We start from the raw sequence: 9,934 nt of genomic DNA, 5'->3' as shown, positions 1-9,934 counted from the left end.
AAACCATCGCGCAGGGAAAGCCGGAGTGTTTTCCGGTTTCACCTGTGGTCCTACCTCCCGAGCTTTCCTTTTGCTCGGGACCCATGGGTGCGATCGGCACCCGGCTTTCCCTGCGCCCTCTGTTTGAGGAGAGGGCGGAAGGCGACGCAAAGCTCGGGCAAAATGTGCCGCGAGAATGTGGGCTCATGTCCGCTTGCTGTTTGACAGTTAGATACGCAGCCCCCGTCATTGCGAGGAGCGAAGCGACGAAGCAATCCATCGTTCCGCATGCGCGGAGGCATGGATTGCTTCGCTTAGCTCGCAATGACGACCCAACCAGATCCTTTGCCCGCGCCATCACGATGGTCTAGAACGTCAGCATGACCGAACCATCGAACACAACCCTCTCCTTTGACGACCTCGCGCGCACCATCCAGGCGCGCCGTTCCCTCTATGGCACGCTGAGCGGGCTGCGGCTCGATCGTGCCGCGCCCGGCGAAGCCTGGGCGAGCCTGCCCTATCGCCCGGTGTTCGTCGGCGACACCGAGACCGGCGTGCTGCACGGCGGCGTGGTCACCGCGATGCTCGACGAGAGCTGCGGCATGGCGGTGCAGCTCGCGCTCGACGGCACGCGTGCGATCGCCACGCTCGACCTGCGCATCGACTATCAGAAGCCGGCGACACCCGGCCTCGAGATCAGGGCGCATTCGATCTGCTACCGCGTTACCCGCCTGATCGCCTTCGTGCGCGCGACCGCCTACCAGGAGTCCGAGGACGATCCCGTCGCCACCGCGACGGCCTGTTTCATGGTCAATGCCAACCGGACCAACATGCTGCGCGACAAGGCCATCGCGGCGTACGGCGCGCTGCCCGAGCTCGACGCGCCGGATGATCCGGCGGGCGTGTTCGCCAGCAGCCCCTTCGCGCGCTGTCTCGGCATCCGCGTGGGCCATGACGACACGCTGATGATGCCGTTCTCGCCAAGGATCATCGGCAATCCGATCCTTCCGGCGATTCACGGCGGCATCACCGGCGCGCTCCTTGAGACCACCGCGATCGTCGGCGTGACGCGCGAGCTCGGCGTCGACGCGCGGCCGAAGCCGATCGGCCTGACCATCAACTATCTGCGCTCCGGCCGCGCGCTCGACAGCTACGCAAGGGTGTCGATCGTCAAGCAGGGCCGCCGCGTCGTCGCCTTCGAGGCGCAGGCCTGGCAGGACGATCCGGCCAAGCCGATCGCATCGGCCTTCGGCCACTTCATGCTGCGGCAAACGCCCGGCCTTGACGAGGAATAGCTCAGATTGGAGCGAAACGCGCCGCGGATACTTATCCGGCCGGCGTCAGGATCGCCCGCTTCGCGGCGTTCCAGCTCGCCTCGTCGGGCGCGCAGAGCAGGCCGCCCTTCAGGTTGACGGGCCGGTAGGGGCTGCCGTCGAAATGCGCGCTGTAGCCGCCGGCCTCGCGATGCAGCAGCCAGCCCGCCGCGTGATCCCACGGCATCAGCTTGTTGTAGAACAGGAGATGGCAGTGCCCCGACGCCGCCATGCGATACTCGTGGGCCGCGCATCGGAGCCAGGAGCTCGTGCCGAGCCTGGAGAGATTGCCCGCAACAACCGTCCGCAACGGTTCGGGCAGGAAGTTGACGCCGATCACCGCCTCCATCTGCTTCACCGGCACGGGCGGTGCGACCTTCAGATCGAAGCGCCTGCCGTCCGGTGCCGCGAGCCAGGCGCCCTCGCCGCGCAGCGCGAACGCGGTGTCGTCGGAGACGGGATCATGGATCGCGCCGAACACGATCTCGCCGCGCACCGTCGCCGCCACCATGGTGCCGAACAGCGGCAGGCTGGAGGTGAAGTTCCGCGTACCGTCGATCGGGTCAATGATGAAGGCGAGATCCGCCGTCCCGACCTGGTCGAGTGCAGCCGGGTCGCGCGCGGTGCCCTCCTCGCCGACAACAGCGGCACCCGGGAACGCACGCAAGAGTGCCGCCGAGATCACCTGCTCGGCGGCCTCATCGGCTTCGGTGACGACATCGAATGCGGAGGTCTTGGTGCGGATCTCGAGCTCCCGCACGCGACGAAATCGCGGCATGATTTCGCTACGGCCGACATCGGCCAGGATCGTTCCGATGCTGACGGCATCGGCATGCGACAGTTTCACGCGGCATTCTCCTGCGTTGCCCCGGCATCCTACCGCAGAAATCGATGCAGTCCCATCACGTGCGGCCCGCCATTTCTGGAGAAACGTGCGCCGATTGGTCAGATCGCAGCCGCCGGCACGTCAGGGTCCAAACTCCAAGAGGTTATCGACAACCACAAGCGCGCCGGTCCAATCATCATCGCCAAAATAGGCGCTGCGGGTGATGACGACGGGAATCCCGGCGCGCGAGGCCGCCGCAAGCCCGTTGCCGGAATCCTCGATGGCGATGCAATCGGCCGGAGCGAGCCCGAGCCGCGCCAGCACTTCGAGATAAACATCGGGCGCCGGCTTCTTGCGCGGAACGTCGTCCCCGGCGACGATCGCCTCGAACAGATCGCCCCAATCGCCGCCGAGCGCGACCGACAGCAGCGCATCGATATTGCCGTGGGAGGTCGTCGTGGCGATCGCCAGGCGCTGACCGCGTCGGCGGGCACTCTGGAGCCAGGCAGCGACGCCCGGCCGCAGCGGGCAGCCGCCGGATGCGACCAAATCGACATAGCGCGCGGTCTTGAGCCGATGCAGGTCGGCGACCGCGGACGACGTCAACGTGGGAGCGGCACTCTGTTCGTCGAAGGCGCGGATCCTCTCCTTTCCTCCAGTGACGCGCAGCAATCGGCGATAGGTCGCGCGGTCCCAGCACCAGTCGAGGCCAGCTTGCGCAAAGGCCTCGTTGAATGCGCGGCGGTGCACCTCCTCGGTCTCGGCTAAGGTGCCGTCGACATCGAAGATCAGCGCCCGCGCGCTTGCGATCACGTTGCGCATGCCGCTCGCGCGGATCGCCGCGAGCGCCTCGCTCATCGCCCCTCGCCGGTCGTTCCGGTTCCCTTGGCGAACACGCGGCTGGCAAGCACGTCACCCGCTTCGATCGACATCACGTCGTCGGCGGTCAGCGTGCGGTCGAGCTTTGCAACAAGCCGGTTGGCCTGGCGCAGCCTGATACGATCAAGCGCATTGCGGATCGACCGCGCATTGGAGAACAGCGGCTGCGCCTTGCGCACGGCGATGTAACGGATGAAGGCCTCGCGGGCTTCCGATGACAAATGATAGTTCTGCTGTTGCAGCATCAACTCGGCGATCCAGAGCAGCTCGGCGTCCGAATAGTCGGGGAAGTCGATATGGTGGGCGATCCGCGAACGGAAGCCCGGATTGCTCTGGAAGAACGTCTCCATCCGGTCGCCGTAGCCGGCCAGGATCACGACCAGATCCTCGCGCTGGGTTTCCATCACCTGCAACAGGATCTCGATCGCCTCCTGACCATAGTCGCGCTCGTTCTCGGGGCGATAGAGGTAATAAGCCTCGTCGATGAACAGCACGCCGCCCATCGCCTTCTTGAGTATCTCCTTGGTCTTCGGCGCCGTGTGGCCGATATATTGCCCGACCAAATCGTCGCGCGTGACGCTGATGACGTGGCCGCGGCGGACAAAGCCGAGCCGATGCAGGATACCGGCCATCCGCATCGCCACCGTGGTCTTGCCGGTGCCCGGATTGCCGGTGAACGACATATGCAGCGTCGGAAATGTCGTCGCGAGCGCCATCTTCTGCCTGATGCGCTCAACCAGCAGCAGCGAGGCGATCTCGCGGATCCGCGTCTTCACCGGCTTCAACCCGATCAGCTCGGAATCGAGCTGGTCGAGCACGTCGCCAATGCCGAGATCGGCGAATTCATGCCGGAGATCGATGGTCTGGACCGGGGCTTCGCGGGTCTGTTCCTGCACTTTCGTCATCGTCCTCTCGCATCGAAAAGCTCCGTCGCCGCGGCGGCGACGACGGAGAAGTGCATCCGGACCAGGCGGCCGAGGGAGCAATCCACCTGGCTTGAACCCCGGACGCGGTCAATGATCGGTGTAGCGCTCGCCCTCGGGACGCATCGCCGCGTAGGCTTGCGTCGCGTAGCGGACGTTGCGGCCGACGGATTCCTGCCGGTCGAGCCGGAAGCCCGGCTCCTCTCGGGGACGGTTGACGATGAAGGAGATGCGGACCGACTCCCAACCATGGCTGGAATCGAAGCCGGAGATGCGGATGTAGCGATCGCCATAGACGCGCCGGCAGTCGGCGAGCTCCTTCATGACGCCAGCGGCATCGCGCAGGTCGAACATCGGCAGGCCCCACATCTCCCAATAGGTGTTGCGGGGGTGCGGATCGTCCGTGAACTCGATGTTCACCGCCCAGCCCTTGTCGAGACAATATTGCACCTGCGCGGCGATCTGCTCGTCGGTGAGATCGGGCAGGAACGAGAAACATCCTTGGGTCACGCGCATACAAGTCTCCTTTCAGACGGCCATACTCGGCGTTGGAACGAAGTCGGGAGCATCGGTCGATTCGTAGTTGAAGGTGACGTCCTTCCAGACGTCGAGCGCCTCGCGCAGCGGCGTGCAGGTCAGCGCCGCCTTTGCCAGGATCTCGGGCCCCTCATGGACGTAGTCCCGGCCCTCGTTGCGGGCGAGGATCATCGCCTCCAGCGCGACGCGGTTCGCAGTCGCGCCGGCCTGGATGCCGCGCGGGTGCCCGATGGTGCCGCCGCCGAATTGCAGCACCACATCCTCGCCGAGCAGGTCGAGCAGCTGGTGCATCTGGCCTGCATGGATGCCGCCCGAGGCCACCGGCATCAGCTTGTTGAGACTCGCCCAGTGCTGGTCGAAGAACACCCCGTGCTCGAGCTGCATCGGGTTGAAGTCCTCGCGGCAGATGTCGTAGTAGCCGCGGGTGGTGTTCGGGTCACCTTCGAGCTTGCCGACCACCGTGCCGGCATGGATGTGATCGACGCCGGCCAATCGCATCCACTTGGCGATGACGCGGAACGACACGCCATGATTGCGCTGGCGCGTATAGGTCGAATGACCGGCGCGATGCAGATGCAGGATCATGTCGTTCTTGCGCGCCCATTTCGCCATCGACTGGATCGCGGTGTAGCCGATCACCAGGTCGATCATGACGATGTTGGAGCCGAGCTCGTGTGCGAACTCTGCGCGCTCATACATGTCCTCCATCGTCGCCGCGGTGACGTTGAGGTAGGTACCCTTGATTTCCCCGGTTGCGGCCTGGGCGCGATTGACCGCCTCCATGCAGTAGAGAAAGCGTTCGCGCCAATGCATGAAAGGCTGCGAGTTGATGTTCTCGTCGTCTTTGGTGAAGTCCAGCCCACCCTTCAACGCCTCATAGACGACGCGGCCGTAGTTGCGGCCGGACAGGCCGAGCTTAGGCTTTATCGTCGCGCCAAGCAGCGGCCGACCGAACTTGTCGAGCCGCTCGCGCTCGACCACGATTCCGGTCGCCGGGCCCTGGAACGTCTTCACATAGGCGATCGGCAGCCGCATGTCCTCCAGCCGCAAGGCTTTCAGCGGCTTGAAGCCGAAGACATTGCCGATGATCGACGCCGTCAGGTTGGCAATCGAGCCCGCCTCGAACAGATCGAGATCGTAGGCGATATAGGCAAAGTAGCTGCCCGGCGAATTCGGCACCGGATCGACGCGGTAGCACTTCGCGCGGTACTTCTCCGCAGCGGTCAGCCGGTCGGTCCACACCACGGTCCAGGTCGCAGTCGAGGACTCGCCGGCGACCGCGGCGCAGGCCTCCGTCGGATCGACACCATCCTGCGGCGTGACGCGGAACAGCGCGATGACGTCGGTCTCCTTGGGCTCGTAGTTCGGCTCCCAATAGCCCATGCGCTTGTATTCCATCACGCCGGACTTGTAGCGATCCTTGCCGCGCACCGTGATCGACTGCATGTTCATGTGGTCCTCCTGAATGATTTGTCGCCGCGCTGCTCAAGCGGCCTGGGTCATGCTTCCAATCTGCGGATCGAGCGCGCCGGAGCGATAGCGCCTGGCCATCTCCGACAGCGGGATCACCTGGATCTTGCCGGCATTGCCCGCCGTGCCGAACTGCTCGAACCTGTCGCGGCAGAGTTCGCGCAAGGCCTCCATCGCGGGTTTCAAGAACTTGCGCGGATCGAATTCGCTCCTCGACTGCACCGCGACCTTGCGGAAAGCGGCGGCCATCGCGAGCCGGCAATCGGTGTCGATATTGACCTTGCGCACGCCGTGCTTGATGCCGCGGACGATCTCCTCGACCGGCACGCCCCATGTCTGCGGCATCTCGCCGCCGAACTGGTTGAACATGTCCTGCAGCGGCTGCGGCACCGAGGACGAGCCGTGCATCACCAGATGCGTGTTGGGCAGACGGGCATGGATCTCCTCGACCACGGGCATCGCGAGGATGTCGCCGTCGGGCCTGCGCGTGAACTTGTAGGCACCGTGCGAGGTGCCCATCGCGATGGCGAGCGCGTCGACCCTGGTGGCGCGGACGAAATCGACGGCCTGGTCGGGGTCGGTAAGCAATTGGTCGTGGCTGAGCTGGCCCTCGGCGCCGTGGCCGTCCTCCTGCTCGCCGCCGCCGTGCTCCAGCGAGCCGAGCACGCCGAGTTCGCCCTCGACCGATGCGCCGACCCAGTGCGCCATCTCGACGACGCGACGGGTGATACCAACGTTGTAGTCATAGTCGGCCGCGGTCTTGGCGTCTGCCTTGAGCGAGCCGTCCATCATGACAGACGTGAATCCGTAGCGGATCGCGGTGGCGCAAGTCGACTCCTCGTTGCCGTGGTCGAGATGCAGGCAGAGCGGGATCTGCGGGTACATCTCTTCAAGCGCATCGATCATCTTCGCCAGCATGATGTCGCCGGTGTAAGCCCGGGCGCCGCGCGAGGCCTGTATGATGACAGGCGCATCGCAGGCCGCCGCCGCCTCCATGATGGCAAGGCCCTGCTCCATGTTGTTGATGTTGAAAGCCGGCACGCCGTAGCCGCGCTCCGCGGCGTGGTCGAGCAATTGCCTCAGGGTTATCCGCGCCATGTTGACGTCCTCCTTTCACATCGATCGCTGGATCACACGCGTCGCCGCCGCGGCGACCGCCGCCGGCGTGATGCCGAATTCCCGGTAGAGCACGTCGGCGGGCGCGGATGCGCCAAAGCCTGTCATCCCGACAAACTCGCCGCGCTCGCCGAGCCAACGCGCCCAATCCCCCTCCACCGCGGCTTCGACGCCGACGCGTGGGACGCTGCCGAGCACCGTTGCGCGATAGTCGCGCGGCTGCTGGCGGAACAGGTCGAAGCACGGGGCCGAGACCACCGCGGCCTGCACACCTGCTTCCGCCAGCAGCTTTGCGGCCTCGAGCGCGATCGCCACCTCCGAACCCGTTGCAATCAGGGTGACGTCACGCCCAAGCGCCGGCTCGACGACGACGTAAGCGCCGCGCGCGACCTGGTTGTCCGTTGCGCCGTCGCGAAATGTCGGCAGCGCCTGCCGCGACAGGCAGAGGATCGACGGCGAGCTCTCGGCCCTCAGTGCGCAGTCCCAGGCCTCCGCAGTCTCGACCGAATCGGCCGGGCGAAACACCAGCAGATTAGGAATGGCGCGCAACGCGGCCAGATGCTCGACCGGCTGGTGGGTCGGGCCGTCCTCGCCGAGTCCGATCGAGTCATGGGTCATCACATGGACGACGCGAATGCCCATCAGCGCGGCGAGCCGGATCGCGGGGCGGCTGTAGTCGGCAAAGCTGAGGAACGTCCCGCCATAGGGAATGAACCCGCCATGCAAGGCGATGCCGTTCATCGCCGCCGCCATGCCGTGCTCGCGGATGCCGTAATGGATGTAGCTGCCGTCAAGTTGGTCCGGCCGCACCGGCGCCTGCATCTTCGCCAGCGTAAGGTTGGAGTGCGTGAGATCGGCCGAGCCGCCGAGCAGGTTCGGCAACGCCTCCGCGATCACGTCGATCACCTGCTGCGAGGCCTGGCGTGTCGCGAGCTTCGGCCGCTCGGTCGCAAAGCGCGCCTTCAGCGCCGTCATCGCCTCAGCATAGGCGCACGGCAATTTTCGGTTCAGCGCGTCATGGAACGGAGAACGTGTCCCGTTGCTGGCCTGCCGCGAGCGCTCGAGCCAGGCACGGCGCGCGTCGCGACCGCGCGCACCGATCTCGCGCCAATCAGCGAGCACCATGTCGGGAATCTCGAACGGCGGATAAGGCCAGTCCAGTGCGGCGCGCGTCTTGCCGACCTCCTCAGTGCCGAGCGGCGCGCCGTGAACCTTCTCGCTGCCCTGACGGTTCGGCGCGCCAAAGCCGATCAAGGTGCGGCAGGCGATCAACGACGGGCGATCGTTCGCCCTCGCCTGCTTGATCGCCGCTGCGATCGCCTGCGGATCGTGGCCGTCGATGCGGCAAACGTCCCAGCCGCTCGCCTCGAACCGCGCGGTCTGGTCATCCGAGCAGGACAGCGAGGTGGCACCGTCGATCGAGATACGATTGTCGTCGAACAGCACGATCAGCCGGTTCAGCCGCAGATGCCCGGCGAGCGAGATCGCCTCCTGGCTGATGCCCTCCATCAGGCAGCCGTCACCGGCGATGACGTAGGTGAAGTGATCGACGAGATCATCACCAAACCGCGCATTCATCAACCGCTCGGCGAGCGCCATGCCGACCGCCGTGCCGATGCCTTGACCGAGCGGGCCTGTGGTCGTCTCCACACCAGGCGTATGACCATATTCGGGATGGCCGGGGGTTTTCGACCCCCATTGCCGGAAGGCCTTGAGCTGATCGATCGTCATGGCCTCGTAGCCTGTCAGATAGAGCAGCGCGTAGAGCAGCATCGAGCCGTGGCCGGCCGAGAGCACGAAGCGGTCTCGATCGGGCCAGGAAGGATCGGTGGGATCGAACTTCAGGAAGCGCGAGAACAGCACGGTCGCGACATCGGCCATGCCCATGGGCATGCCGGGATGGCCGGATTTCGCCTGCTCCACCGCGTCGATGGCGAGGAAGCGGATGGCGTTCGCCATCTCGGCATGGCCGACTTCGGCGCGGCGGGCTATGGACGCAAGCGCGGTCATATCGTTCGCCTCTTTCGTTCGATCAGTTGCAGGATCAGCGGGGTGAGGATGAGCTGCATCGCAAGGTCGAGCTTCGCGCCATGAATCACGATCGAATTGGCGCGCGACATGAAGCTGTGCGGGATCATCGACAGCAAGTACGGGAAATCGATGCCCCGCGGGTTCTTCAGCCGGATCACGACCATCGATTCGTCGGGCGTCGGGATCCAGCGCGCGATGAACGGGTTCGAGGTATCGACCGTCGGCACGCGCTGGAAGTTGATGTCGGTCTCGGTGAACTGCGGGCAGATGTAGTTCACGTAGTCGGGCATGCGGCGCAGGATGGTGTCGGTCACCGCCTCCGTGGAGTAGCCACGATGGCTGCGGTCGCGATGCAGCTTCTGGATCCATTCGAGGTTGATGACCGGGACCACGCCGATCTTGAGATCGGCGTGCTGCGCGACATTGACCTCGTCGGTAACGACGGCGCCATGCAGGCCCTCGTAGAACAGGAGATCCGAGTTTTCCGGCAGCGGCTCCCATTCGGTGAAAGTTCCCGGCTTCGCGCCGTAAAGCCGCTCTTCTTCCACGTCGTGCACATAGTGCCGCGTCGTCCCGGTGCCGGTCTCGGCATAGTCGCGGAACAGCTTTTCGAGCTCCTCAAACAAATTGGTCTCGGGGCTGAAATGGCTGAAATGCTTGTTGCCGCGCTCGGCCTCCTCCGACATCTTGCTGCGCATCTCGGCGCGGTCGTAGCGGTGGAACGCGTCGCCTTCGATATAGGCCGCGACCACGTTCTCGCGGCGGAAGATGTTCTCGAAGGTCTTCTTCACAGAGGTCGTGCCGGCACCGGACGAGCCCGTGATCGAAATGATGGGATGTCGACGAGACATGCGCTTCCC

General features: G+C 65.1%; 9 protein-coding genes. 1 reads left to right on the top strand and 8 read right to left on the bottom strand.

Features of this window, described 5'->3' with window-relative positions; all coding sequences use genetic code 11:
• The first annotated feature begins 359 nt into the window (after nt 1-359).
• Nucleotides 360-1,274 carry a PaaI family thioesterase gene (locus ACFFWD_RS39730; RefSeq protein ID WP_376974844.1) on the top strand — a complete coding sequence of 305 codons (915 nt, stop codon included), beginning with the start codon at nt 360-362 and terminating at the stop codon, nt 1,272-1,274.
• A gap of 31 nt (nt 1,275-1,305) precedes the next feature.
• Here ACFFWD_RS39730 and ACFFWD_RS39725 read toward each other — a convergent pair whose 3' ends face one another.
• From ACFFWD_RS39725 to ACFFWD_RS39690, 8 genes are all read right to left on the bottom strand, one after another.
• The gene (locus ACFFWD_RS39725) at nt 1,306-2,139 is read right to left on the bottom strand and encodes an inositol monophosphatase family protein (protein ID WP_376974843.1); all 834 of its coding nucleotides are present in this window, start codon (nt 2,137-2,139) and stop codon (nt 1,306-1,308) included.
• 120 nt (nt 2,140-2,259) lie between these two features.
• Complete coding sequence (locus ACFFWD_RS39720; RefSeq protein WP_376974842.1) at nt 2,260-2,976, bottom strand: HAD family hydrolase; 717 nt, start codon at nt 2,974-2,976, stop codon at nt 2,260-2,262.
• Nucleotides 2,973-3,902, bottom strand: a complete 930-nt coding sequence (gene cbbX / locus ACFFWD_RS39715; protein ID WP_376974841.1) for a CbbX protein — start codon at nt 3,900-3,902, stop codon at nt 2,973-2,975. The genes ACFFWD_RS39720 and cbbX overlap by 4 nt, the downstream gene beginning before the upstream one ends.
• A gap of 108 nt (nt 3,903-4,010) precedes the next feature.
• Complete coding sequence (locus ACFFWD_RS39710) at nt 4,011-4,436, bottom strand: ribulose bisphosphate carboxylase small subunit (protein ID WP_376974840.1); 426 nt, start codon at nt 4,434-4,436, stop codon at nt 4,011-4,013.
• 12 nt (nt 4,437-4,448) lie between these two features.
• Nucleotides 4,449-5,909, bottom strand: coding sequence for a form I ribulose bisphosphate carboxylase large subunit (locus ACFFWD_RS39705; RefSeq protein ID WP_376974839.1), 1,461 nt, complete (start codon nt 5,907-5,909; stop codon nt 4,449-4,451).
• Nucleotides 5,910-5,942: 33 nt separating this feature from the next.
• Entirely contained in the window at nt 5,943-7,025 is a 1,083-nt protein-coding gene (fba, locus tag ACFFWD_RS39700; RefSeq protein ID WP_376974838.1) for a class II fructose-bisphosphate aldolase, read from the bottom strand.
• Nucleotides 7,026-7,040: 15 nt separating this feature from the next.
• Entirely contained in the window at nt 7,041-9,053 is a 2,013-nt protein-coding gene (tkt, locus tag ACFFWD_RS39695; protein WP_376974837.1) for a transketolase, read from the bottom strand.
• A complete protein-coding gene (locus tag ACFFWD_RS39690) occupies nt 9,050-9,925 on the bottom strand; it encodes a phosphoribulokinase (protein WP_376974836.1) in 876 nt (291 codons plus the stop codon). Before ACFFWD_RS39690 ends, tkt begins: the two co-directional genes overlap by 4 nt.
• Nucleotides 9,926-9,934 lie beyond the last annotated feature (9 nt).

The organism is Bradyrhizobium erythrophlei (assembly GCF_042430365.1).
Lineage (GTDB): Bacteria > Pseudomonadota > Alphaproteobacteria > Rhizobiales > Xanthobacteraceae > Bradyrhizobium > Bradyrhizobium erythrophlei.
This window is presented reverse-complemented; position numbering and strand designations above follow the sequence as displayed.